Origin of the sequence: Duganella sp. OV510, assembly GCF_900100205.1 — a bacterium.
GTDB lineage: Bacteria > Pseudomonadota > Gammaproteobacteria > Burkholderiales > Burkholderiaceae_D > Rugamonas.
The window spans coordinates 54058-77007 of sequence record NZ_FNEQ01000014.1 but is presented as its reverse complement, the minus strand read 5'-3'; the positions used below and the strand labels follow the sequence as shown (position 1 = coordinate 77007).

At 64.8% G+C, this 22950-nt stretch carries 22 protein-coding genes; 8 read left to right on the top strand and 14 right to left on the bottom strand.

The window, feature by feature from the left end; all coding sequences use genetic code 11:
- Positions 1 to 12: 12 nt before the first annotated feature.
- Genes BLS51_RS27520 through BLS51_RS27505 form a run of 4 tightly spaced genes read left to right on the top strand, consistent with a single transcriptional unit; the run spans position 13 to position 6676 of the window.
- Positions 13 to 1473 (top strand): DUF3375 domain-containing protein, encoded by a 1461-nt coding sequence (locus BLS51_RS27520; RefSeq protein WP_090192049.1) that lies wholly within the window; start codon positions 13 to 15, stop codon positions 1471 to 1473.
- The gene (locus BLS51_RS27515; protein ID WP_090192052.1) at positions 1460 to 2152 is read left to right on the top strand and encodes a DUF4194 domain-containing protein; all 693 of its coding nucleotides are present in this window, start codon (positions 1460 to 1462) and stop codon (positions 2150 to 2152) included. Before BLS51_RS27520 ends, BLS51_RS27515 begins: the two co-directional genes overlap by 14 nt.
- Positions 2149 to 5526 (top strand): ATP-binding protein, encoded by a 3378-nt coding sequence (locus BLS51_RS27510; RefSeq protein ID WP_090192055.1) that lies wholly within the window; start codon positions 2149 to 2151, stop codon positions 5524 to 5526. Before BLS51_RS27515 ends, BLS51_RS27510 begins: the two co-directional genes overlap by 4 nt.
- On the top strand, positions 5510 to 6676 hold the full coding sequence (locus tag BLS51_RS27505) for a Wadjet anti-phage system protein JetD domain-containing protein (RefSeq protein WP_090192057.1): 1167 nt from the start codon (positions 5510 to 5512) through the stop codon (positions 6674 to 6676). Before BLS51_RS27510 ends, BLS51_RS27505 begins: the two co-directional genes overlap by 17 nt.
- On the opposite strand, the gene BLS51_RS27500 is transcribed toward BLS51_RS27505, so the two are convergent.
- Positions 6666 to 7574, bottom strand: a complete 909-nt coding sequence (locus BLS51_RS27500; protein WP_090192059.1) for a hypothetical protein — start codon at positions 7572 to 7574, stop codon at positions 6666 to 6668. The two genes, BLS51_RS27505 and BLS51_RS27500, sit on opposite strands and share 11 nt — an antisense overlap.
- Positions 7575 to 7814: 240 nt before the next feature.
- Between BLS51_RS27500 and BLS51_RS27495 the strand changes: the two genes are divergently transcribed.
- Positions 7815 to 8540, top strand: coding sequence for a substrate-binding periplasmic protein (locus BLS51_RS27495; RefSeq protein ID WP_090192061.1), 726 nt, complete (start codon positions 7815 to 7817; stop codon positions 8538 to 8540).
- Here BLS51_RS27495 and BLS51_RS27490 read toward each other — a convergent pair.
- Genes BLS51_RS27490 through BLS51_RS27455 form a run of 8 tightly spaced genes read right to left on the bottom strand, consistent with a single transcriptional unit; the run spans position 8537 to position 14886 of the window.
- Complete coding sequence (locus tag BLS51_RS27490; protein ID WP_090192064.1) at positions 8537 to 9811, bottom strand: FCSD flavin-binding domain-containing protein; 1275 nt, start codon at positions 9809 to 9811, stop codon at positions 8537 to 8539. The two genes, BLS51_RS27495 and BLS51_RS27490, sit on opposite strands and share 4 nt — an antisense overlap.
- Complete coding sequence (locus tag BLS51_RS27485; protein WP_090192067.1) at positions 9808 to 10122, bottom strand: c-type cytochrome; 315 nt, start codon at positions 10120 to 10122, stop codon at positions 9808 to 9810. The genes BLS51_RS27490 and BLS51_RS27485 overlap by 4 nt, the downstream gene beginning before the upstream one ends.
- The gene (gene soxA / locus BLS51_RS27480) at positions 10119 to 10862 is read right to left on the bottom strand and encodes a sulfur oxidation c-type cytochrome SoxA (RefSeq protein WP_090192069.1); all 744 of its coding nucleotides are present in this window, start codon (positions 10860 to 10862) and stop codon (positions 10119 to 10121) included. The genes BLS51_RS27485 and soxA overlap by 4 nt, the downstream gene beginning before the upstream one ends.
- Positions 10859 to 11185: a thiosulfate oxidation carrier complex protein SoxZ gene (gene soxZ / locus BLS51_RS27475; RefSeq protein ID WP_090192071.1), complete on the bottom strand. Its 327-nt coding sequence runs from the start codon at positions 11183 to 11185 to the stop codon at positions 10859 to 10861. The genes soxA and soxZ overlap by 4 nt, the downstream gene beginning before the upstream one ends.
- Positions 11185 to 11625 carry a SoxY-related AACIE arm protein gene (locus BLS51_RS27470; protein ID WP_090192074.1) on the bottom strand — a complete coding sequence of 147 codons (441 nt, stop codon included), beginning with the start codon at positions 11623 to 11625 and terminating at the stop codon, positions 11185 to 11187. Before BLS51_RS27470 ends, soxZ begins: the two co-directional genes overlap by 1 nt.
- Positions 11622 to 12206, bottom strand: coding sequence for a sulfur oxidation c-type cytochrome SoxX (gene soxX, locus BLS51_RS27465; protein WP_217636505.1), 585 nt, complete (start codon positions 12204 to 12206; stop codon positions 11622 to 11624). Before soxX ends, BLS51_RS27470 begins: the two co-directional genes overlap by 4 nt.
- 2 nt (positions 12207 to 12208) lie before the next feature.
- Positions 12209 to 14386, bottom strand: a complete 2178-nt coding sequence (locus tag BLS51_RS27460) for a xanthine dehydrogenase family protein molybdopterin-binding subunit (RefSeq protein ID WP_090192080.1) — start codon at positions 14384 to 14386, stop codon at positions 12209 to 12211.
- Positions 14383 to 14886, bottom strand: a complete 504-nt coding sequence (locus BLS51_RS27455; RefSeq protein WP_090192082.1) for a (2Fe-2S)-binding protein — start codon at positions 14884 to 14886, stop codon at positions 14383 to 14385. Before BLS51_RS27455 ends, BLS51_RS27460 begins: the two co-directional genes overlap by 4 nt.
- A gap of 157 nt (positions 14887 to 15043) precedes the next feature.
- Between BLS51_RS27455 and BLS51_RS27450 the strand changes: the two genes are divergently transcribed.
- Together BLS51_RS27450 and BLS51_RS27445 are read left to right on the top strand one after the other, a co-directional pair.
- A complete protein-coding gene (locus BLS51_RS27450) occupies positions 15044 to 15652 on the top strand; it encodes an OmpW/AlkL family protein (protein ID WP_090192085.1) in 609 nt (202 codons plus the stop codon).
- A gap of 64 nt (positions 15653 to 15716) precedes the next feature.
- Positions 15717 to 16136: a hypothetical protein gene (locus BLS51_RS27445; protein ID WP_090192087.1), complete on the top strand. Its 420-nt coding sequence runs from the start codon at positions 15717 to 15719 to the stop codon at positions 16134 to 16136.
- A 68-nt stretch (positions 16137 to 16204) separates the two neighbouring features.
- On the opposite strand, the gene BLS51_RS27440 is transcribed toward BLS51_RS27445, so the two are convergent.
- Together BLS51_RS27440 and BLS51_RS27435 are read right to left on the bottom strand one after the other, a co-directional pair.
- Positions 16205 to 17839 (bottom strand): methyl-accepting chemotaxis protein, encoded by a 1635-nt coding sequence (locus BLS51_RS27440; protein ID WP_090192198.1) that lies wholly within the window; start codon positions 17837 to 17839, stop codon positions 16205 to 16207.
- A gap of 149 nt (positions 17840 to 17988) precedes the next feature.
- Positions 17989 to 18279, bottom strand: a complete 291-nt coding sequence (locus tag BLS51_RS27435) for a DUF4148 domain-containing protein (protein ID WP_090192089.1) — start codon at positions 18277 to 18279, stop codon at positions 17989 to 17991.
- A 180-nt stretch (positions 18280 to 18459) separates the two neighbouring features.
- Here BLS51_RS27435 and BLS51_RS27430 point away from each other — a divergent pair, with 180 nt between their 5' ends.
- On the top strand, positions 18460 to 20055 hold the full coding sequence (locus tag BLS51_RS27430; RefSeq protein ID WP_090192091.1) for a M28 family peptidase: 1596 nt from the start codon (positions 18460 to 18462) through the stop codon (positions 20053 to 20055).
- A gap of 14 nt (positions 20056 to 20069) precedes the next feature.
- Here the strand turns inward: BLS51_RS27430 and BLS51_RS27425 are convergent, their stop codons facing one another.
- The 3 genes from BLS51_RS27425 to nudC are packed head-to-tail and all read right to left on the bottom strand — an operon-like array spanning position 20070 to position 22837.
- Positions 20070 to 21401: a thioredoxin family protein gene (locus tag BLS51_RS27425; RefSeq protein WP_090192093.1), complete on the bottom strand. Its 1332-nt coding sequence runs from the start codon at positions 21399 to 21401 to the stop codon at positions 20070 to 20072.
- A gap of 5 nt (positions 21402 to 21406) precedes the next feature.
- Complete coding sequence (gene folE / locus BLS51_RS27420) at positions 21407 to 21967, bottom strand: GTP cyclohydrolase I FolE (protein WP_090192096.1); 561 nt, start codon at positions 21965 to 21967, stop codon at positions 21407 to 21409.
- 51 nt (positions 21968 to 22018) lie between these two features.
- Positions 22019 to 22837 carry an NAD(+) diphosphatase gene (gene nudC, locus BLS51_RS27415; RefSeq protein ID WP_090192201.1) on the bottom strand — a complete coding sequence of 273 codons (819 nt, stop codon included), beginning with the start codon at positions 22835 to 22837 and terminating at the stop codon, positions 22019 to 22021.
- Between the last annotated feature and the right edge of the window lie 113 nt (positions 22838 to 22950).

The following is a 22950-nucleotide window of genomic DNA, read 5'->3' as shown; positions in this document are numbered from 1 at the left end:
TAAAATACCTGCATGAAAGCCGACAAAGCCCTCGCCACCTACCAGCGCCTGCGCCAGCAGCCGCTGTGGCGCTTGCTGGCGGCGCCGAGCGGCCCGACCGCCCTCGCCCTGCTGCAGACGCATTTGTACGACAGCGAGCGCAGCCTTCCGGCGTCTGTGCTGCACGAACGCATCGCGCGCGAGCTGGAACATCTGCGCGCACGCGGCCAGGACTGGCCGCAAACGGCGCAAGCGTATGTTGCCGGCTGGCTGGCCGAAGGCCACCTGGAGCGCCGCTTTCCGCCCGGCGCCGCCGAAGAAGAATACGAGCTGGCCACGTCCACCATTGAAGCCATCCGTTTCGTCTCCGGCCAGGTACGGCCGCATTCGGCCGCCACCGAGAGCCGTCTGGGGCTGGTGATCGACGCGCTGGCCAAGCTGGCCGAGGACACCGACAGCGACAAGACCCGCCGCATCAACCGCCTGCGCGCCGAGCAGGAGCGCATCGAGCGCGAGATCGCCGCCATCGAACAGGGCGTGCTGCATGTGCTGCCGGAAGCCACCGCGCTGGAACGCACGCGCGAGCTGATCACGCTGGCCGACGGCCTGGCCGGCGACTTCCGCCGCGTGCGCGACCAGTTCGAGCAGCTCAACCGCGACCTGCGCGCGCGCATCATGGAAAGCGACGGCAATCGCGGCGAGGTGCTGGACTCGCTGTTCGCCGGCATCGACCTGATCACTGACAGCGAGGCCGGCCGCACCTTTTCGGCCTTCTGGCGCCTGCTGACCGACCCGGAACAATCGGCCACGCTGGAACAGTCGCTGGACCAGTTGATGACGCGCGGCTTCGTCAGCCACCTCGACAGCAAGGAACGCAAGTTCCTGCTGCGCCTGACCCGCACCCTGCTGGAACAAGGCGGCATAGTGCACGATGTACTGCAATCGTTCGCCCGCAGCCTGAAGAACTTTGTCGAAAGCCGCGAATTCCTCGAACAGCGCCGCCTGAACACCCTGTTGCGCCGAGCCCAGCTGGCCGCGCTGGCGATCAAGGACGAGGTCAAGGCCACCGATACCCTCAACACCACGCTGACGCTGACCAGCAGCAAGCTGTCCTCGCTGTCGCAATGGACATTGCACGATCCGGCGCTGCAAGCGCTGCCGGGCGGCATGCAGGACGGCGAGCCGGCGCCGATCGGGCTGGATGCGGTGGGCGAGCTGGTGGCGCAGTCGGAAATCGATTTCCGCTCGCTGACATCCCATGTGCGCGCGGTGCTGGCGCTGCAATCGCAAGCCAGCGTGGCAGATGTGCTGCGCGCTTATCCGGCCGCGCAGGGGCTGGGCAGCGTGCTCGGCCTGTTGGCCCTGGGCAGCCGCCACGGCATCGTCGCCGCGCAGCAGGAAACGGTCAGCTGGACCGGGGGCGACGCGCAGCAGCGCAGCGCCCGCATTCCGGTGATTTATTTTGTGAAAGAACGCTTGCATGAACTTGCCTGAGGACGACATCGGCAACACCAGCGGCGCCGAAGGCGCGCCGCCACCGACCGCGCTGTTCATCAACGACAGCGGCGAGCTGGCGCTCGACACGCGCCGCACGCTGGTGCAGCTGCTGGCCGGGCCGTCGCTCGACGGCCGCCGCCATGCCAAGCTGTGGCCGCTGCTGCTGCGCGATGAAATCGCCTTGCGCAAGCGTCTGTCGGAGCTGTTCCTGGACCTGGTGATCGACCGCGACATGCAAGTCGCCTTCACCCGCCAGGCCGACACCGGCGATCTGGAAGTACCGCTGTTGCTGCGCCGCGCCCAGCTGACCTTCATCGACTCGGTGCTGGTGCTCTACCTGCGCCAGCGCCTGACGCTGGCCGAGGCGCACAGCGAACGTGCGGTAGTGTCGACCGAAGAGATGGTGGACCACCTGACCTTGTACGAGCGCGCCGCCAGCACCGATCGCGCCGGCTTCACCAAGCGCGTGCAAGCCTCGGTGGAGAAGGTCAAGAAGCACAACATCCTGCAAAAGATCCGTGGCAGCGACGACCGCTATGAAATCTCGCCCACGCTCAAGCTGCTGTTCTCGGCCGAGGATATCCAGAGCCTGACCGTGCTGTACCAGCGCATGGCGGCCGGCGAGGCTGATCCGGGCCGGCAAGCGCCGGGCGACGACAGCGAGGACGAAGCATGAATGCGGCCCTGCCACCCGACACCCTGGCCGCGCGCGCGCAGTTCCGCATGCACCGGCTGCAGGTCTACAACTGGGGCACGTTCAGCGAGCTGCACGAGGTGCCGATCAGCGAGCGCGGCTTCCTGATCGTCGGCCGCTCCGGCGCCGGCAAGTCGACGCTGCTGGACGCCTTCTCGGCCCTGCTGGTGCCGCCCCGCTGGGTCGACTTCAACGCTGCGGCGCGCGAGGCCGACCGTGCCGGGCGCGACCGCAATCTGGTCAGCTATGTACGCGGCGCCTGGGCGGCGCAAAGCGACAGCGCCTCCGGCGAATACACCACCCGCTACCTGCGTCAGGGTACCACCTGGTCGGCGCTGGCCCTGCACTACCGCAACGCCCAAGGCCAGGATGTGGTGCTGGTCCAGCTATTCTGGCTGCGCGGCAATGCCTACGGCAACACCGACGTCAAGCGCTACTTCCTGATCCTGGAACGGCCGTTCGACCTGCGCGAAATCGGCGATTTCGGCAGCAATAACTTCGACGTGCGCAAGCTCAAGCTGGCCTTCCCGGAGGCCTACGCGCGCGACGAGTTCCGCCCGTATTGCGAGCGCTTTTGCCGCCTGCTCGGCATCGACAGCGACATGGCGCTGCGCCTGCTGCACAAGACGCAGTCGGCCAAGAACCTCGGCGACCTGAATACCTTCCTGCGGGACTTCATGCTCGACAAGCCGGAAACCTTCAGCGTGGCCGAGCGCCTCGTCAATGAATTCGGCGAACTGAATGCCGCCCACCAGGCAGTGCTGACCGCGCGCCGACAAGTGCAGACGCTGGCGCCGGCGCGCAGCCGCCACGAGGAGCGACGCCAGTTGCGCACGCGCCGCAGTGAGGTGGAAGAGTTGCGCGTCGGGATGAACAGCTACCGCGAACAGCTGCGCATGCGCCTGCTGGAAGCGCAGCTGACCGCGCTGCACGTCGACGCCGACGGCCTGGCCGGCCAACTGCAACGCCAGCAGGATGTGCTGAACAACCGCAACGCCGCGCTGCGCGACCTGGAAAGCCGGCGCCGCGCCGCCGGCGGCGACCAGATCGAGCATCTGGATAACGAAAAGAAAACCCTCGAAGCCCAGCGCGACGAACGCCTGCACCGCCGCAAGCAGGCCACCGCCGCCTGCGCGCAACTGGACTGGGCGCTGCGTCCGGACCCGCAAGGCTTCGCGGCGCAGCAGGGCCAGGCGCGCGAGGAAATCGCGCAATGGCAGGCTGGCGCCGGCGAGCAGGAACCGCTGCTGCTGCTGGACCGCCAGCGCACCGAAACCGTTGCCATGCTGGCCGGGGTGACGCAGGAGCTGGCGTCGCTGCGGCGCCAGCCATCGAATATTCCGCTGCACATGCTGGAACTGCGCCACCGCATTGCCAGCGCCATCGGCGTGGCCGACAGCACGCTGCCCTTTGTCGGCGAACTGGTCGAAGTCAAGCCGGAGGAAGCGGTCTGGCGCGGCGCCGCCGAACGCGTGCTGCACGGCTTTGCGTTGTCGATCCTGGTCGACAACGAGCATTACAACGCGCTGTCGCAGCATCTGAACGAGGTCAATCTCGGCCAGCGGCTGGTGTATTACCGTACCGGCGCGGCCGAGGCGGGTGCGGCGCGGGTTCTCAAGACCAGTTCGCTGACCTTCAAGCTCAACGTCAAGGACGGCGCCCATGCGCACTGGCTCAGGGCTGAACTGCGCCAGCGCTACGATTACGATTGCGTCGATTCGCTGCGTGCCTTCCGCGCCGCGCCGGAAAGGGCACTGACGCGCGAGGGCCAGGTCAAGCACAGCAAGACGCGCCATGAAAAGGATGACCGCAGCAGTGTCGACGACCGCCGCCATTGGGTGCTTGGCTTCGACAATCGCGACAAGCAGGCGCTGTACCGCCAGCAACAGGAAGAACTGCAACAGCGTCAGACGCGGCTGGACGCCGAGTTCGAACGCCTGCGCCTGCAACAGCAGCAAGGTGCCGCGCGCGCCATTGCCTGCAGCACGCTGGTCAACCTGCAATGGCAGGAAATCGACGTGCTGCCGCCGTTGACGCGGATCGGCGCCATTGAGCAGCAATTGCAGGCGCTGCGCGAAGGCAACAGCACATTGCAGCAGATCGACCAGCAACTGCGCGAGCAAGCCGAGCTGGTAAAAAGTGCCGAGGACGACGTACGCGAAAGCGACGTCCAGCGCCGCACGGTGCAGGGCAAGATCGACGAGCACAGCCGCCAGTTACAGGCGCTGCGGGACGATCCGGCCATTATCACGCTGACGCCCTATCAGCAACAGGGGCTGGCGCAGCTGTACGCGGCGCTACCGGATGCCGTCACGCTCAGCCGGGTAGATCAGGCTGACCGCGCAGTCGGCAAGGTGCTTACCACCCAGGCCGACCAGCTGGACGATGAAATCCGTCGCTGCGAGCGCGAGATCGAAGCCCGCTTCGCCGAGTTCATCCGCGAATGGAAAGCCGATTCGGACGGCCTCGACGCCACGCTGGCGGCCGCCTCAGACTTCTTCGCCAAGCTGGCGCGGCTGGAAAGCGACGGTCTGCCGGCGCACGAACAGCGCTTCTTCGAGCTGCTGCAAAACCAGAGCCACCAGAACCTGGCAGCGCTGGCCACCTACCTGAACGATGGCCGCAAGGCCATCCTGGAACGCATGGAACTGGTCAACGACAGCTTGCGCCAGGTGCCGTTCAACCAGACAGCCGAGCTCAGCACCTACCTGTATATTCAGCCCAGCGACCGTCAGTTGCCCGAAGTGCGCGCCTTCAAGCAGGATATCCAGGGCGCACTGAGCAACGCCTGGAGCGAAGACCGGGAATCGGCCGAGGTACGCTTTCTGGCGCTACGCAAGTTGGTCGACGCACTGGCCAGCCAGGACCCGGATCAGCGGCGCTGGCGCGAAGCAGTGCTGGACGTCCGCCTGCATGTCGAATTCATCGGCCGCGAGATCGATACCGAGGGCAACGAAATCGAGGTCTACCAGAGCGGCGCCGGCAAGTCCGGCGGTCAGCGGCAGAAGCTGGCCACCACCTGCCTGGCGGCAGCGCTGCGCTATCAATTGGGCGGCAGCGACCATGCCTTGCCAGTGTATGCGCCGGTGGTGCTGGACGAGGCCTTCGACAAGGCCGACAACGAATTCACCGCGCTGGCGATGAATATTTTCGCCAACTTCGGCTTCCAGATGATCGTCGCCACGCCGCTCAAATCGGTGATGACGCTGGAGCCGTTTATCGGCGGCGCCTGTTTTGTCGACATTCGCGAACGCAAGGTCTCCGGCGTACTGATGATTGAATACGACGACCAGCAGCAACGCCTCAAACTGCCGGAACAGACCCGCACGGAGGCGACGCGTGAAGCTGCCGGATGAGGTGCGCGGCTGGCTGGCGAAACGCTACGCCAGCCAGCACCGGCACTGGCTGGCCGCCGGCGACGCGGAAATCTGGCCGTTGCGGATTGCGCTCGGCATGCCAACCGAAGCGGTCGCGATGCGCCAGCCTGCCGCCGTGCGCGAATGGAGCGAGCGCTGGCGCGCCTGGGCCGGCCCCGGTGAACTGGAATGGACCGAACGCCGCTGGAAGGTACTCGGCCAGCAACGCCTGCCGCAGGCGCTGCTGATCAGTGGTCCGGCGCAGGCGGCCAGCCTGGCGGGCGAGCTGGAGCGCTGGCAACGCGCTGCCGGACGGGCACCGGCGCTCACCGACCGCTGGCCATCCCTGGCGCCATTGCTGCCCCGCCTGTTCGACATGCTGGCCGACTTTGCCGACGCCGATTTCCAGCGCCTTCAGGATCTGCTGGCCTGGCTGCTCGCGCATCCGGATTCCGGCCTGTATCCGCGCCAGTTGCCGCTGGCCGGCATGGACAGCAAATGGCTGGAACCGCGCCTCGGCCTGGTAGCGCTGATGCTGTCGACCATACGGCAACGGCCTGCCGATGGCGCCAGCACCCACGCGCTGTGCGGCCTGAAGCGGCCACCGGCCACGCTACGCATGCGGGTGCTGGACCCGGCGCTGCGCGCCCACCTCGGCGGGCTGACGGATATCAGCGCGCCGGTCGAGACGCTGGCGGGGCTGACATGGCAGCCGGCCACTGTGCTGATCGTCGAGAACCTGCAAACCGGCCTGGCCTTGCAAGATCTGAACGGCACGGTCGCATTGATGGGATTGGGCTATGCGGTGGACGCGCTGGGATCGCTGCCGTGGCTGCGCCAGGCCCGCTGCGTGTACTGGGGCGATATCGACACCCATGGCTACGTCATCCTGCACCAGGCGCGCGCCTTGCTACCGCACCTGGCGTCGCTGATGATGGATGAAGCCACGCTGCAACGTTACAGCGGACTATGGACGGCAGAGGCCAGCCAGGCAAGCGCCTGCATGCTGGCCGGCCTGACGCCGGCCGAACACACCGTCTACGACGGCCTGCGGTCGCAACGCTGGGGGCAGGCGGTGCGACTGGAGCAGGAGCGCATCGCCTGGGATGACGCCTTGCAGGCGCTGGCGGACCAGGGATTTAGCTGGTGATGCGTTCCCAGCCATGCTTCACCGCATCCTTGAACTTGTCCCAGCTCGATTGCGGCTGCTTGCTTTCCCAGCTGGCGCGCAGGTCCGGTTCGATGTCGTTCCATTCCTTGTCGCGGTAGCCGGGGTTGCCTTTCATCGATTCACCGTAGCGGTAGGCCGGGTCGTATTCCTGGTAGGTGCCGCCGGTGTAGGTCTTTTCCCAGTGCGAGCGGAAGTAGTCGTCGTCCGCCTGCTCGTTGCCGGTCAGGATGTCGATGCTGTCCTGGTTGATGCCGGCATCGCGCGGGTAGATGCGCATGCCGCTGCGCTGCACGGTGTTCTGGATGTCGGCCACCGCTTCGGCGGCCAGCGGCATGGTGCCGCTAACCACGTCGCCGCGCTGTAGCGAGCCTGGCGCCAGCACCACCTGTTCGGAGCGGGCAAACACCACCGCATCCTCGCGCGGACGGATGCCGTGCTGTTCCGGCGCGGCCTGCTGTGCGCCGACGCTGGTTTGCAGCGGGCCGGTGCCGCTGCGCAACACGTCCGCGCCCCAGCCGCTGGCGCGCCACATCGATTCGTGTTCGTCGATGTCGATCGGGTTGAAGTCGTCGATGATGTCGGCGGCGCGCTCGGCTTCGGCCAGCGAGCCGGTTTCCAGCGACAGCACGCTGTGGCCGCGATTCAGCGCTTCGGCGTAGACGTGCTGGTCGGCGTGGTCGCGGCCGAACAGTTCGCTGAACATCTGTTTGACGTTGCCGAGGATGGAGGCGTCGTCGTTGATGCGGGCGGTGCCGGCCACGCTGCCGGAATCGTGGACCTGGATGGCGCTGGCGTCAAAGCCGTTCTGCTGCAGGGCGTTGCGGGCGTGGGTGGCTTCGGCACGGGTTTCAAATACTGCGGCTAGGGTATGGGTCATGATGATCTCCTGTGTTTTAGACGTGAGGTCGGTGCTGGTTTCAGTCTACATAAGGCCTGTAGAGTTCAGCGCTCGTTTGCTGCGAGGAAATTCAAGCAGCGTGCAGTGCTTGGCATATGCTTTTCTTGCAACGCCTTGCTTAAGATGATTCTCCAATGCTAGTCATTCAGGAATCACAGAGTGCCATAGGCATCCGTGCCTGCATGTGCGGGCGCCAACATACAGCGGCTATAATGGGGCATGCCTTCCCGAATACGCCTTCCTGCCGCCGTCCTGTGGGCCACGTGCGCCTGTGCCTTTGCCGGTCCCGGCGAGCTGGTGATGCTGGCGCCGGTCGATCAGGCGATGCCGATTGCGCGCTTCCAGAACGGCGTGGTGGCCGGCGGCATCGTCAAGGACTTCGGCGACGTGCTGGCGCAGCGCCTGGGGCGCCGCCCGGTCTATCTGAATGCGGACAGCCCGGAGGTGACGCCGGCGCTGATGAGCGGCCGCGCCGACGCCATGTGCTATGTGATGCCGTTCTGGATCGATGGCGAGTACAACTGGAGCCCGCCGCTGTTTCCGGATGCCGAGATGATCGCCGCCCGCAGCGACATGCCGCACCTGCGCTCGCTGAAGGATTTGCGCGACCGTCAGGTGGGCACGGTGGTCGGCTACAAGTACCAGCGCGTGGAGCTGGTGCTGGGCAGCCGCTTCCGCCGCGTGGATGCGGCGAATATGGAGGCGAATATCCAGCAGATGATCGCCGGCAAGGTGCCGTACACGATGATCAGCGAGGCCACGCTGAACTACCTGCAACGCGGCACGCCGGAGCTGAAGCTGCGCGCCGACCTGGTGTTTTCCGCCTACAAGGCGCAGTGCGCGTTTTCGCAGAAATCGCGCATTCCGTTCGATGAGGTCAGCCGCGCCATCGATACGCTGCTGAAGGACGGCAGCATCGACCAGATCCTGGCGCGCTACCGCTAGCCCAGCGTGTCGGCCCAGATGTTGCGCGCCCAGTTCATCGCATATTCCCCTTCCAGCGCGCTGGCGGCCGCCGAGACGCCGCCGGAGCCGGGCACCACCAGCATGGTTTTCTTTTCCGTGCTGTAGGCGTGGACCGAGGCGACATGAATGACGTCGTGGTCGGAGACGTAGCTGTAGCAGGTGTTGGTCAGCATCGGCTGGGCGTAGGGCGCGCGGCCGTTGAGCAGGTCGATCACGGCGGCAGCGCACACCTTGGCGTGCTGGTTGGCCATGTGCGCGGACTTGGGCATCAGCGGCGCGACGGCGATGGCGTCGCCCAGCACGTGAATGTTTTTCGCCTGCGTCGATTCGAACGTAAGGAAATCCACCGCGCACCAGCGCGCGTTGGCGTTGGCCAGGCCGGCTTGCACGGCGATGCTGCCGGCGCGCTGCGGCGGGATGACGTTGAGGACATCGGCGCCTACCTTGTCGCCCAGTTCGGAAATGGCGGTGCGCGCGCCGGCGTCAATGTCGGTGGTGCGGAATGCCGGGCGGTAGTCGATGATGCCGCTGTAGCGCTCCTTCCAGATCTTCTTGAACAGCGGGCCTTTGGACACCACGTCATCGTTGGCGTCCAGGATCAGCACCTTGGATTTCGGCTTGTGGCGGCTGAAGTAGAACGCCACTTGCGATGCACGCTCATACGGGCCGGGTGGGCAGCGGTATGGCGCCGGCGGGATGGTCATGGCGTAGACGCCGCCGTCCGGCATGGATTCCAGCTGCGCACGCAGGGCGACGGTTTGCGCGCCGGCCTTCCAGGCGTGCAGGATGCTGTCCTGTGCGCCTGGCTTCAGCATGCCGGGCAACTGGTCCCACATGAAGTCGACGCCGGGCGAGACGATCAGGCGGTCGTAGCGGAGCGTCTGTCCGCCTGCCAGCGCCAGCGTGCGCTGTCCGGCGTTGATGCCGGTGACGGTGTCGCGGATGATGCGCACGCCATGTTTGCCGGCCAGCGCGTTGATCGACATGGTCAGCTCGCCGATCTGCTTTGCGCCGCCCAGCACCAGGTTGGATAGCGGGCAGGAGATGAAGCTGGCATTGGGTTCGATCAGCGTGACGTCGATGCTGTTTTCGCTCCACAGGCGCACATAGCGCGCGGCGGTGGCGCCGCCGTAGCCGCCGCCGATGACAACCACATGCGGTCTGGCCTGGCCGCCGCTGCTGGCGCAGCCGGCCAGCAGCGAGGTGGCGCCAGCCGCGCCGGCGGCCTGGATGAATTGGCGGCGTTTCATTTGGCCTCCTTCTTCTGCGCGGCGAAGTACGCTGCCAGCAGTTCGATCTGTTCGTCGGTATAGCCTTTGGCGATCTGCGTCATGATGGTCGCGTCTCGCTTGCCGGTCTTGAAGGCGTGCAGGCTGGCCGACAGTGCTTGCTGCGATTGGCCTGCCAGCGCGGGCAGCGTGCTGCCTTGCGTGTGGCCTGCGGTGCCATGGCAGGCGGCGCAGGTGGCGGCCAGGCGCGCGGCCGTCGGGATAAGCTGCGGCTCGGCGGCGCTGGTGCTGGCACTGGCCGCAGCCAGCAGGGTGATGGCGAATAGCTTCATGGTCGTACTCCAGGCGTTTCGATCTTCATGCCCTGGTCGCGCACAGCGAGCCAGGCTTCCAGTTCCACCAGTTCCTGCGCACCGAAGGCAGGCACCTCGGCGCGCACGCCGCTCATGCAGTTGCGCAGGCGTCTTTGCAGGCTGCCCATGCCCTGCCATTCCAGCCGGTAGATCGGGTAGGCGCTGGCGTGTGCTTGCGGGATGGTGCTGCCGGCCAGCCGCTTGCCTGCTTGCTGGTCGTGGCATTGCGCGCATGAGAGGTTGAGTTGTCCGATGCGCTGGAAGTACAGCTGCTGGCCGCGCGCGGCGCTGGCTTTGGTGCCGGTGTCCTGCGGTGGCGTGACGGGCATGCCGCGCGATTGCATGGCGACGTAGGCTTCCAGTCCTAGCAGTTCTTCGCTTTCTACGGGCAGAGGCTTGGCCTGCTGCTTCTGTTCGCGGCAGATGTTGATGCGCTGGTTCAAGTTGACGGTTCTGCCTTGGTGGAAGGCCGGGAAGCGGGCGGCCACGCCGCGCATGCTGTCGCGCGCGTCGCCGTGGCAGCTGGCACAGGATTTGCCGCTACTGCCAGCAGGCGTGCTCCATTGCGCTTCACCGCCGCTGATCCACAACATGGCGGGATTCTGCGCGTCGTCGCGTTGCATGGCTTGTGTGGCGGGGCTCATGAAGTCGGCGCCGGAGCGGCGTTCGTCGGCAGCCAGTGCCGAGGCGGCGATCATGAGGAAGGCCGCCAGCTTCATGCCGTGCTCACCGTGATGCCGGTTTTTTCGGTGTGGGTGAAGCCGTTATCTCCTTGCCAGGCGAATTCCAGCGTGCCGCTTTCCGTCGCGATGGTGAAGAAGGCGATGTAGGGATTGGCGGAGATGGCCTGGTGCAGTTCGGCGCCGAAGATTTGTTCGCCGTTGTAGTGACAGGCGAAGCTGCGGATGATGTCGCGCGCCAGCAGCTTGCCGTCGGCACCGACGCGGTAGCCGGTTTCCATCGGGTGGCCGATCAGCGCGCGGATCTCGATGATTTCGCCGCGCTTTGCGGTGGCCGGCATGTGGATCAGGGCGCGGGCCATTACTGTATCTCCCCTTCCACGCACGCCGCCAGCGCGACGATGACTTCGACCTGGTGCGACCAGTAGCTGCCGTCGCCCATGCGTGCCACAGCCACCAGGCGCTGCGAGGTGGCGAGCCTGATGCGGGTGGAGACTTGCGCCTTGCCGGAACGTGGCGTCAGCGTGAAGATCGCCACTTCGGTTTGCGGATTACGCTCGGTGAAGATGGCGATGGCTTTGAGGTTTTCTACCGGGCTGTCGACAGAGATGGTTACCGGGACGGCGTTGCCGTTGTCGATCAGCTGGGCGATGTCGAACGTGACTTTGCCGGTTTGCGGTTTGGCCCCGCCGGTGAAGGTGTTGATGGCGGCGGCCATTTCCGCTGGCGTGGCGGATGCGGGGCGGACCAGCGCCAGCATCGCCAGCCCGGCGCCTGCGGCCAGTGCGTCGCGGCGCTTCATGGTGTGGTGTCTTTCAAGGTTTGCAGCCAGGCCACCACGTCTTCGATCTGCTGGGCGGTGAGGATGGTTTTGTTTTGGTGGGCGGCGGCTACGCGGTTCAGGCCTTCGGTTTTGTAGTAGGAGGGCATGATGGTGTCCGGGTTGATGCGGCTGGCGTCTGCGATGCGCAGACGGAGTTGGGCGGCGGTCCAGCGCTGGCCGGCGCCGCGCAGGTCGGTGGCCAGGTTGCCCTGAAAGCGTTCTTCAGGGATGGGACCAGTATGACACAGCAGGCACAGGCCGACCTGACGATTGGCGACGATGGCGCGGCCGCGTGCGGCGTCGCCCGGCGCTGCGCCGGGCGACGGTTGCGGGATGCCGTCGCCGGTCACCGCGAGCACCGCTGCTGATACTGCGGCTACGGGCGGCGGCTCGGTGGGAGCTGCGGAGGGCGACACGGCGGCGGAGGCGAGCGCTGATGCGGCAGATGCCGGCGCGGCGGGGGCGGCGTGCAACGCGGCGGCGATGGGCGAGAGCGTGGCTAGGTTGAGGAACAGCGCTATCGCTGACCTGCCGCCACGCCAGCGCCCTCGCCCGGCCATGCTTACGCCTTCTTCACCAGGCTGTGGTTCTTCAGCGGCAGGTCGCGCACGCGCTTGCCGGTGGCGGCGAAGATGGCGTTCAACACCGCCGGCGCCGCCACGGCAATCGTCGGCTCGCCGACACCGCCCCAGAAGCCACCGGATGGCATGATGATCGACTCCACCTTCGGCATCTCGTCCAGCTTCAGCATCTGATAGGTGTCGAAGTTCTGCTGCTCCATCTGGCCATCCTTCAGCGTGCACTCGCCGTACAGCGCCGCCGACAGGCCATACACAAACGATCCTTCCACCTGCGCCTCGATCTGTTGCGGATTCACCGCGTAGCCCGGATCGGTGGCGGCGATGATGCGAAGGATCTTCACCTTGCCTGTCTTGCGGTCCACCGACACCTCAGCGCACGCGGCGACATAGCTGCCGAAGCCCATGGTCTGCGCCAGGCCGCGATACACGCCCTTCGGCGGCGGCGTGCCCCAGCCAGCCTTCTCGGCTACCGCATTCAACACCGCCAGATGCTTGGGATGCTCGGCCATCAGCTTGCGGCGGAATGCCAGCGGGTCTTGTTTGGTAGCATGCGCCACCTCATCAAGGAAGCACTCCAGGTAAATCGTATTCTGGTTCAGGTTCACGCCGCGCCAGAAGCCCGCCGGCACCGGCGGATTGCGCATTGCATGGTCGACCAGCAGGTTCGGGAAGCTGTAGCCGATCGACGCCTCCGGTCCCGGCGCGTTCAGGCCCTGGAAGACCACCGGGTCCTTGCCATCCTTCAGCGTGGAGCCCAGCGAAGCCAGAATCGATTGACCGGCGATGCGCATATGTAGCCCCGTCACATTGCCCTTGGCATCCAGCCCCGCCGTCAGCTTGCACTGTGTGATCGGGTGATAGCGGCCATGCAGCATGTCCTCCTCGCGCGACCAGATCAGCTTCACCGGCGTGCCAGGCATCTCCCTGGCGATCTTCACCACCTGCGTCACCCAGTCATGCGTGGCGCCGCGACGGCCAAAGCCGCCGCCCAGGTGCATCTTGTAGACATCGCACTTGGCGGCCGGCAGGCCCGATGCTTCCGTTGCTGCCGCCAGTGCGGCCTCGCCGTTCTGCGTCGGCGTCCACACCTCGCAGCGATCCGGCGTCCAGATCGCGGTGGCGTTCATCGTCTCCATGGTGGCGTGGTTCAGCCACGGGAAGGAATACACCGCTTCGATCTTGCGCGCGGAAGCCTTGATGGCGCCAAGGGCGTCGCCATTGGCGTTGCCCACTACGGCTTCCGGCGCATCCAGCGCGGCCTTCAGCGTAGCGTTGATGTCCTTCTGCGACAGCTTGGCGTTGGGGCCCTTGTCCCATTCAATGGTCAGCGCATCCAGTGCGGACTTGGCGCGCCACCAGGTATCGGCCACCACCACTACCGCGCTGTCACCCAGCTTGAATACCTTCTTGATGCCCGGGCGCTTCTCGATGGCGGAAGCATCGAAGCTCTTCACCGTGCCGCCAAACACCGGGCAATCCTTGATGGCCGCATTGACCATGCCCGGCATGCGGATGTCCATGCCGTAGATTTGCGCGCCGGTGGTTTTGTCGACCGTATCCAGACGCGCCAGGCGCTTGCCGGCCAGCTTCCAGTCCTTCGGATCTTTCAGCGCCACGTCGGTGGGTGGCGTCAGCCTGGCGGCGGCATCGGCCACCTTGCCGTAGCTGATGGTGCGGCCGCTCGGCTTGTGCGTGATGACGCTGCTGGACGCCACGCATTCCGACGCTGGCACCTGCCACGCATCCGCTGCCGCCTGAACCAGCATGGTGCGCGCGATGGCGCCACCCTTGCGCACATAGTCATGCGACTCGCGCACGCCACGGCTGCCGCCGGTGGAGAAGCTGCCCCACACGCGCTTGCGCGCCAGGTTCTGTCCCGGCGATGGATATTCAGTGGTGACCTTGCTCCAGTCGGCATCGAGTTCCTCCGCCACCAGCTGCGCCAGGCCGGTCAGCGTGCCCTGGCCCATCTCGGAGCGGGCGATGCGGATCACGATGCTGTCATCCGGCTTCACCACCACCCACGCATTCACTTCCGGCGTGGTGGTGGCGGCGCCCTTGGCGATCTGCGGCTGCTCCGCCGCTGCGGCATCGAATGGAATGTGGAAGGCAACCACCAGGCCGCCGGCCAGCTTGAGGAAATCGCGGCGCGCGTTCATGCCTTGCTCCCTTCAATGCGTTCGATTGCCAGGCCGGCGCTGGAAGGATCGCCGCCACGCACCGCGACGTGGATCGCCTTGCGCACGCGGTTGTAGGTGCCACAGCGGCAGATGTTGGTCATTGCCGCATCGATGTCGGCGTCGGTACATTTGGGCTTCTCGCGTATCAGTGCGGCGGCCGCCATGATCATGCCGGACTGACAGAAGCCGCATTGCGGCACATCCAGCGCCGCCCAGGCCTTTTGGATGGGATGCGAACCGTCCTGCGACAGTCCCTCGATGGTGACGATCTTCTGCTCCGCCGTCACCGCCGCCGCCGGATACACACAGCTGCGGATTGGCTGTCCATCGATATGCACGGTGCAGGCGCCGCATTGCGCCACACCGCAACCGTACTTGGTGCCGGTCAGCTCCAGCTGCTCCCGGATCACCCACAACAGCGGCGTGTCCGCCTCCGCTTCAAACTCACGTACCACGCCGTTGACGTTCAGCTTAGCCATCCAGATCTCCCGTTTGCAGGTTGCCAAAATCGATGCTGGTCATCGTACCACTCATCAGATTTACAGTTTGAAAATTTTGACTTGGATCAATGTTTTTAGTGCGCTGCATCAATAGACTTTCTCCTGTTACTTAACGACGACAAAGAGGGGAAGTAAAATGAGCAAGTCCGTAGCAGCAGTATTAGCAGCCCTGACCCTGATGAGCGGTAACGTGCTGGCGCAAGAAAGCCCATGGCTGGTGCGTGTGCGTGCTGTCAACATCGATCCGGCAGACAAATCCGACCCAGTGGGCGGCACCGGCGCAAGCGACCGTATCCACGTCAAGGACAAGACCATTCCAGAAGTAGACATCACCTACTTCTTCACCAAGAACATCGCGACCGAACTGATCCTGACCTATCCGCAGAAGCACGACGTCACGCTGGACGGCGCCAAGATCGGCTCGCTCAAGCATCTGCCGCCAACGCTGACGTTGCAGTATCACTTCTTGCCTGACGCGACCGTGCGTCCATACGTCGGCGCCGGCGTCAACTGGACCACCTTCTCGAAAGTGAAGCTGCTGGACGGCGCGGCCAGCCTGGAACATGACAGCATCGGCCTGGCGCTGCAAGCCGGCGTCGACTTCGCCATCGACAAGAACTGGTCGATCAATCTGGACGTGAAAAAAGTACAGATCCGCAGTGATGTGCTGATCGGCGGCGCCAAGGCCAGCAAGGTCAAGGTTGATCCGGTACTGCTGGGCATCGGTGTAGGTTACCGCTTCTGATGGCATGAAGATTCCCGGAGGGCAGCTATAATGTCCTGAACAGATAGCTACCCCTGGGAATCCCATGCGCAAGATCCTGATAGTCCTGATGCCCCTGATGCTGGCCGCTTGCGTGGACGACAGCGCGTCGTACTACGCGGACGGGCCGGTGGGCAACCATGCGCTGACCATCCACCGCGCGCAAAAACATTTCTGGAGTAGCGAGAGCCGGGTCGAGCTGATCATGCAGCGCCTGCCGGACTGCCTGCGCCGGGTCGAGCTGAGCGACATGCCGGCCGACGAAGTGGAAATCGAATTGCTGTCCGGCGGCGACAACGTCTGGACGCTGCGCTCCGGCGAGGAGATGTGGCAAGTGGAAACCCAAACCTGCACCATCTATCCCGACGTCAAAGGCGACGGCGGCGAGCTGATGGGTGTATTCCGTCCCGACGGCGACAAATTCGTCTACGAAGCCGCCGTCATCGAAACCGTCCCCGCCCAATAAATCCGGGGTCAGTTCTGCCAAACGTACATGAGCTCGTGTACGTTTGGCAGAACTGACCCCGGAGTGGTTTAGCGGACCAGGGAGATCTGGCGACGGGCTGGGCGGGCGGCGGATGGGCGTGGCGTCAGTGCGGATACAGTGGCGCCCGGCGTTTCGCCGCTGAGGCGGAAGCGGGCTACCAGCGAGGCCAGCATCGCTGCCTGATCTTGCATGCTGCCGGCCGCCGCTGCGGCTTGTTCCACCAGCGCGGCGTTCTGCTGCGTGACCGAATCCATCTCGGTGATCGCCATGTTGACATGGCCGATGCCGGTGCTCTGCTCGCTCGATGCCTCGGTGATCGCCTGCATGATCTGCGTTACGCGCGAAACGCTGGCCACCACCTGGTCCATCGTCGTGCCGGCTTCCGAAACCAGCGCGCTGCCGTTGTTGATGCTGTCCACCGAGGCGTTGATCAGTTCCTTGATTTCCTTGGCTGCCGCCGCCGAACGCTGCGCCAGGTTGCGCACTTCCGACGCCACCACCGCAAAGCCGCGGCCCTGCTCGCCGGCGCGCGCTGCTTCCACCGCCGCGTTCAGGGCCAGGATGTTGGTCTGGAAGGCGATGCCGTCGATCACGCTGATGATGTCGACAATCCGCGTCGCCGAGGCATTGATGGTTTCCATCGTCTGCACCACCTGCGACACCACCTTGCCGCCGCGCTCGGCCACTTCCGAGGCCGACTGCACCAGCTTGTTGGCCTGCACGGCGTTGTCGGCGTTCTGGTTGACGGTCGAGGTCAGCTCTTCCATCGACGCGGCGGTTTCCTCCAGCGAGCTGGCCTGCGATTCGGTGCGCGCCGACAAGTCCATATTGCCGGAAGCGATTTCGCTTGATGCGGTGGCGATGGTGTCAGCGCTGCGGCGGATTTCGCCGATGGTGTCGGCCAGCCGCTGCTGCATGGTTTTCACCGAGTGCAGGATGCTGCCCTGGTCGGACTCATGCGTCTTCACTTCAATGCTGAGATCGCCCTCGGCAATCTTCTGCGTCACCTCGCCCACATATTCCGGCGAGCCGCCGATGGTATGGCGCAGGCTCTTGTTGACCTGGCTGACGATCACCCACAGCAGCGCGCAGACCAGCGCCAGCCAGCCGGCCGACTTCATCAGCGAATCACGGAAAGCGATGTCGATATCGTCGGTGTAAACACCGGTGGTCAGCGCCCAGTTCCACGGTTCGTAGCGGACCACGCGGCTGAGCTTGGGCACCGGATCGGTCGAGCCCGGACGGGACCAGTAGTAGCTGACAAAGCCGCCGCCCTCGGGCAGCGCGGCGGTGGCGGCAATCTCGCGGTAGACGTAAGTGCCTTTCGGGTCCTTCAGGTCGACCAGATCCTTGCCGTTGTTCTCCGGCTTGATCGGGTGCATCACCGACAGCGTGCCGCTGCTGATGGTGAAGTAGCCGTCCTTGGCGTAGCGCAGGCCCTTGATGACCTCCATCGCCTGCTGCTGCGCTTCTTCCTTGCTCAGCTTGCCGGCGGCAGCCTTGTCGCCAAACTGCTTGACGATGTTGAGCGCCATGTCATCCAGGTTGCGCAAGTCATTTTGCCGTTCCTCCATCCGCACATTGCGTGTCTGGATGGTCTCAAACAGGAAAATCGCGGTGATGCACAGCAAGCTGCAGATCAGCGGAACCCACAGCTTCTGCTGAAACGACAATTTATTCATGGTGCCAGTCTCCATCTCTTGTCTTGTGGAAATCAGCATACCTCCAAAGCGGCTTTCAGCCTGAAAGAAATTTCATGTCTGTGGTTTATTCACCAAAAGAAACGGGCTCAGCAATTACTTGCCGAGCCCGTGTCGTCAGCGGGTCTTGCTTACTGTGCAGTATTGCCTTGAGCGGCAGCCTTGGCGGCCAGTTGCGCCTTCACCTCGGCGCTTTTCGGACGTGGCGCCATATAGGCGATGTCCTGATAGGCTTCATTGGTGTCGAGTAGGCCGGCCTTGCGGGCGGCGATGGTTTGCGCCTTGACCTGTTCGCGGGTCAGCGTGCTGGCGCCGCTATTGTTGCGGAATGCCTGGTCGAAGGCGGCTTCGTTGGTGTCGGCGGCAAAGGTGCTGCCGGCGGCCAGCAGAGCGGCGACGGCGAGGATGGTGCGAGTGTTCATGGTGATGCTCCTGGTGGAAGTTCGATGGACTCATCTTAGTATTAAAAATTTCGATAAAAAAGCGCAATTATCAGCACGGAATGATCCGCTAATCCGATCTATCTACTGCGATAGAAATGTGTCGCAAGGAAACAAAATGTGTCACAATGGTGGCTTAATTAGTAACAATCATTCACCCATATGAAATCCCTCCTGCCAGCCACCCTGTTGATCCTGTGTATGCCAGCAGCGGCGCAGCCCAAGATCGACGGCGCGGCGCTGCTGGAGCAGATCGCCACGCTGGCGTCGGATGAGTTTGAAGGCCGCGCGCCCGGCACGCGCGGCGAAGTCATGACCATCGATTACCTGCAACAGCAGTTCAAGAAACTCGGGCTGGAGCCGGGCAATCCGGATGGCAGCTATCTGCAGGCGGTGCCGCTGGTCGGCATCTCCAGCCACCCGACGCTCAGCTACGGCAAGGACGACAAGCTGACCCAGCTGAAATTCGGCGACGACTACATCGCCTGGACCGCGCGCGCCGACAAGCAGCTGGAACTGGCCGGCTCCGAGCTGGTGTTTGTCGGCTACGGCGTGCAGGCGCCGGAGTACAAATGGGACGATTACAAGGGCGCCGACCTCAAGGGCAAGACGCTGGTAATGCTGATCAACGATCCGCCGGTGCCGGACCCGAAGCGGCCCAAGCTGCTCGACGCCAAGGTCTTCGGCGGCAACACCGTCACCTGGTACGGCCGCTGGAACTACAAGCTGGAGATCGCCGCCAGGCTGGGCGCGGCCGGCGCGCTGATCGTGCATGACACCAAGGCGGCTGGCTATCCCTACGAGGTGGTGGTCAACAGCTGGGGCCGCGAGAACTTCGCGCTGCGGAACAAGCAGCCGGAACCTTATCTGCCGGCGGTGGCCGGCTGGCTGCAACAGGAGCGTGCCTGCGATCTGTTCAAGGCGGCCGGCATGGACTTCAAGGAACTGAAACAGCGCGCACTGTCGCGCGACTTCAAGCCGGTGCCGCTGGGTATCAAACTCAACCTGGCAATGGTCAACGCCACGCGCGAGCTAAGTTCGCACAACGTCGTGGCGCGCATCCCCGGTTCCGATCCCAAGCTGAAAGATGAAGTGGTGGTGTACACCGCGCACTGGGACCATTTCGGCATCGACGAGACGCTGCCCGGCCCGCGCACGCAGCAGATCTTCCACGGCGCAGTCGACAACGCCAGCGGTGTCGCCGCGCTGTTGCAGATCGCCCGCGCCTACAAGGCGCTGCCGGTGGCGCCGAAGCGCAGCATCGTATTTGTCGCCACCACCGCGCAAGAGCGCGGCCTGCTGGGCGCACAATACTATGTGCGCCATCCGCTGTACCCGATCAGCAAGACGGTACTCAACCTCAACATCGACGGCATGAACCTGTGGGGCCGCACGCGCGACATCGAGCTGAGCGGCATGGGCAAATCGACGGCGGACGAGTTGGTGAAAGCGATCGCCGCCAAGCAAGGCCGCGCTGTCCGCGCGGACAGCAACATCAGCTACGGCAGCTACTACCGTGGCGACCAGCTGGAATTTGCACGCGCCGGCGTGCCGACGGTCTACCTGCGCAGCAGCGCCGGCAAACAGCTGTACTACACGGCGCACCAGTTCCATACCGTGCACGACACCGTGCAACCCAACTGGAACACCACCGGTGCGATCGACGATATCCAGCTGCTATACCAGGCCGGCTACCAGGCCGCCCAAGCCAAAGACCAGCCCAAGTGGCACCCCGACGCCGAATTCCAGCGCCACTAACCCCCAATCCGGGGTCAGTTCTGCCAAATGTACATGAGCTTGTGTGCGTTTGGCAGAACTGACCCCGGATTGAGGGTGGCGATTTTGGGGGCGAGTTTTTGGAGTTGGCTGAGGTTGCGTTGTTGGCGGGCGTCGGGGCCGGCGGCGTCGATGTCGGCTTGCAGGCTTTGCAGCGCTTGCGCGATGCGGGCGCTGTCTTGCGGCGTGAGGTCGATCAGGCTGAGCAGGTAGGTGACGCCCCATTGCAGCCGCGTCGCCGGACCCACGGCGGCCGCCCAGGCGCGGGCGTACCAGTCCAGCACGGCGGCGCTGTCGTTGCGGCGCCGGGCGCTTGCGGCCAGGCTCAGCATGAAGTAGTACGGGGAATGTGAACGCGGCAGTTCGGCCAGCAGCACTTGCTCGGCCTGCGCCGCCAGGCCGGCGTCGTTCAGCGCGCTGACGGCGGTGTTGACCAGCGTGTGGCGTTCGTATGGATCGTCCGATTCCGCCAGCGCTGCTGCCACGCGCTCGCTGACTTGCTGTTGCAGGCCTTGCGCCGGTGCCAGCAGCCGCGCCAGGCGCATTTGCAGGCGCACCGCCATCAGGCGGTCAGGCGCACTCAGCCAGAAGTCGTCTGCCCATTGCGCCGCCACGCTGCTTAGCGCCGCCGCCAGTTCTTCGCGGCGGCTGGCGATCTTGATCAGGTTCAGGCCGCTGTTGTTGAAGATGTCCATGTTGGAGCGCGCCAGCCGCGCATCGGCCAGCACCGACAGCAGCATCGCCGCGTCGGCCACGCCGGTCGCCAGTTGCGCGTGCAGGCTCAGGCGCACGGCGGCGTCCGGATTGCTGCTGGCAGCCGCCAGCGCAGTCAGCGTCGGCGCCAATGCGCGTTCGCCCAGTAGCGTGCCTTCGTCGGTGTCCCAGGAGTAATTACTCAGTAGCGACCACTCGTCGGCGCTCGGCGCGCGCGTGCCGACCAGCGCGGCGTCCAGCGCGGCGGCGGCCGATGAGCCGGCCGCATGCACGGCCAAGGCGGTGTCGAAGGCGGCAACAAACAATTCGCCGTCCAGCTCGCACGGCAGGCGCGTGATTTCGCTGCCATCCGGTGCATACAGCACCAGCGTCGGGTAGCTGCGCAGGCGGTACTGCGCCGCCAGCGCTTGCGCGCCCGGGCTGTCGCCGTCAAGGTGGTAGCACAGCACGGCGGCGGTGCGCTGGACGAATTCATCGCGCGCGAAAATCTCGGCCTTGACGCGATTGCACGGCGGGCACCATGCGGCGCCCCAGTACAGGAACAGCGGACGCTGCTGCGCCCGCGCCAGTGCAAAGGCAGCGTCGATGCTGCCGTCCAGCCACGCGATCGCCATCGTCCTTAATCCCTGGCCAGCGCCAGGAATTCGGTGCGCATCGCCAGGTTGGGCTGCAATTCGCCCAGCATGGCCGAGGTCACCGTTTCTTCGCCCGGCGTGCGGATGCCGCGGCTTTCCATGCACAGGTGGCGGCATTTGACGATGACGCCCACCGCTTTCGGTTCCAGCACTTCCATCAGCGCGTTGGCGATCTGCATGGTCATGCGTTCCTGCACCTGCAGGCGCTTGGCGAAGCAGTCGACCAGGCGGGTCAGCTTCGACAGGCCGACGATCTTGCCGTTCGGGATGTAGCCGATGGTGGCCTTGCCGAAGAACGGCGCCAGGTGGTGCTCGCAATGGCTGTACACCGGGATGTTGCGCACGATGATGAATTCGTTGTACTGCTCGGCGCCGTCCTCGAACGCCTTCAGCAGCTCTGCCGGTTTCTGTTCATAGCCCGAGGTCCAGTGCTTCCACGCCTTGGCGACGCGCGCCGGCGTCTCCAGCAGACCGGGACGGTCCGGGTCCTCGCCGATGCTGGCAATCAGCCGGCGCCAGTCGTTTTCAGTAAATTCTTGGGACATGATGAAACACCTTTTTTTAAATTTGCCCGACAGTATATCGGACCTGCGGCCCTACCGCTTGGGCCGGTGGGCGTCGATCAGCCGCGCCGCCACCGACACCTTGACCGGCAGTTCCGGCCATTCATCATCCGGGCCGAACCAGCGCGCGTCGGCGATTTCCTCCGGCTGCACGCGGATCTCGCCGTCCAGATAGTCGGCGGTGAAGGCGATCATCAGCGAATGCGGGAACGGCCACGACTGGCTGGCGAAGTATTGCAGGTTGTGCACCTTGAGGCCGACCTCTTCCTCCACTTCGCGGTGGATCGCTTCCTCGATCGATTCGCCGGCCTCCAGGAAACCGGCCAGCGCCGTATAGCGCTTGTACGGCGAGTTGGTATGCATTGCCAGCAGCACCTGCTCGCCCTTGCGGATCAGCACCATCATCGCCGGCGAGATGCGCGGATAGGCGCTGTGCCCGCAGTTCGGACACTTGTAGCAGCGCTCGCCGTCCAGCAGCTGCAACGCGGTTGCGCAGACGCCGCAATAGCGGTGCGTGCGCGCCCACTCGACCAGCTGGGCGCCGCGCCCGGCCAGGCCGAGAAAGCTGTCATCGAGCGTGCCGAACAGCGCGCGCAGGCCGTGATAGGCGAAATCCGGCCCCGGCAACAGCGCTTCGTCCAGCCAGGCGGCCTGGTAATACCGGCCGTCCCACGTGCCCAGCGGGTGGATGCGGTCCGCCGCCAGCGGTAGCGCAGCCAGGTCCGCTGCATCCGGCAAGCCCATATTACTGTTGCGCAAAAGCAACTGGCCGTGATGAAAGACAAAAGTGTGCGCCGCAGCAGTCACTTGCGAACGAATAGTCGGAATAAATGTGGCGGGAGTTTGCAGCATGGCCGGGAAATAAGGGATCAACGCGAATCGGCATCTTACAGTGTTTCCGGATTACTTATTTTGCGCGAAGAATTTATGACCGTCCGATGACAAAAATGAGCGCTAAGTCATTG

Excerpts from the sequence above, each read along its gene's own strand:
- BLS51_RS27520 (WP_090192049.1), top strand. The coding sequence starts at position 13 with ATGAAAGCCGACAAAGCCCTCGCCACCTACCAGCGCCTGCGCCAGCAG.
- BLS51_RS27515 (WP_090192052.1), top strand. The coding sequence starts at position 1,460 with ATGAACTTGCCTGAGGACGACATCGGCAACACCAGCGGCGCCGAAGGC.
- BLS51_RS27510 (WP_090192055.1), top strand. The coding sequence starts at position 2,149 with ATGAATGCGGCCCTGCCACCCGACACCCTGGCCGCGCGCGCGCAGTTC.
- BLS51_RS27500 (WP_090192059.1), bottom strand. The coding sequence starts at position 7,574 with ATGACCCATACCCTAGCCGCAGTATTTGAAACCCGTGCCGAAGCCACC.
- BLS51_RS27495 (WP_090192061.1), top strand. The coding sequence starts at position 7,815 with ATGCCTTCCCGAATACGCCTTCCTGCCGCCGTCCTGTGGGCCACGTGC.
- BLS51_RS27490 (WP_090192064.1), bottom strand. The coding sequence starts at position 9,811 with ATGAAACGCCGCCAATTCATCCAGGCCGCCGGCGCGGCTGGCGCCACC.
- BLS51_RS27485 (WP_090192067.1), bottom strand. The coding sequence starts at position 10,122 with ATGAAGCTATTCGCCATCACCCTGCTGGCTGCGGCCAGTGCCAGCACC.
- soxA (WP_090192069.1), bottom strand. The coding sequence starts at position 10,862 with ATGAAGCTGGCGGCCTTCCTCATGATCGCCGCCTCGGCACTGGCTGCC.
- soxZ (WP_090192071.1), bottom strand. The coding sequence starts at position 11,185 with ATGGCCCGCGCCCTGATCCACATGCCGGCCACCGCAAAGCGCGGCGAA.
- BLS51_RS27470 (WP_090192074.1), bottom strand. The coding sequence starts at position 11,625 with ATGAAGCGCCGCGACGCACTGGCCGCAGGCGCCGGGCTGGCGATGCTG.
- soxX (WP_217636505.1), bottom strand. The coding sequence starts at position 12,206 with ATGGCCGGGCGAGGGCGCTGGCGTGGCGGCAGGTCAGCGATAGCGCTG.
- BLS51_RS27460 (WP_090192080.1), bottom strand. The coding sequence starts at position 14,386 with ATGAACGCGCGCCGCGATTTCCTCAAGCTGGCCGGCGGCCTGGTGGTT.
- BLS51_RS27455 (WP_090192082.1), bottom strand. The coding sequence starts at position 14,886 with ATGGCTAAGCTGAACGTCAACGGCGTGGTACGTGAGTTTGAAGCGGAG.
- BLS51_RS27450 (WP_090192085.1), top strand. The coding sequence starts at position 15,044 with ATGAGCAAGTCCGTAGCAGCAGTATTAGCAGCCCTGACCCTGATGAGC.
- BLS51_RS27445 (WP_090192087.1), top strand. The coding sequence starts at position 15,717 with ATGCGCAAGATCCTGATAGTCCTGATGCCCCTGATGCTGGCCGCTTGC.
- BLS51_RS27440 (WP_090192198.1), bottom strand. The coding sequence starts at position 17,839 with ATGAATAAATTGTCGTTTCAGCAGAAGCTGTGGGTTCCGCTGATCTGC.
- BLS51_RS27435 (WP_090192089.1), bottom strand. The coding sequence starts at position 18,279 with ATGAACACTCGCACCATCCTCGCCGTCGCCGCTCTGCTGGCCGCCGGC.
- BLS51_RS27430 (WP_090192091.1), top strand. The coding sequence starts at position 18,460 with ATGAAATCCCTCCTGCCAGCCACCCTGTTGATCCTGTGTATGCCAGCA.
- BLS51_RS27425 (WP_090192093.1), bottom strand. The coding sequence starts at position 21,401 with ATGGCGATCGCGTGGCTGGACGGCAGCATCGACGCTGCCTTTGCACTG.
- folE (WP_090192096.1), bottom strand. The coding sequence starts at position 21,967 with ATGTCCCAAGAATTTACTGAAAACGACTGGCGCCGGCTGATTGCCAGC.
- nudC (WP_090192201.1), bottom strand. The coding sequence starts at position 22,837 with ATGCTGCAAACTCCCGCCACATTTATTCCGACTATTCGTTCGCAAGTG.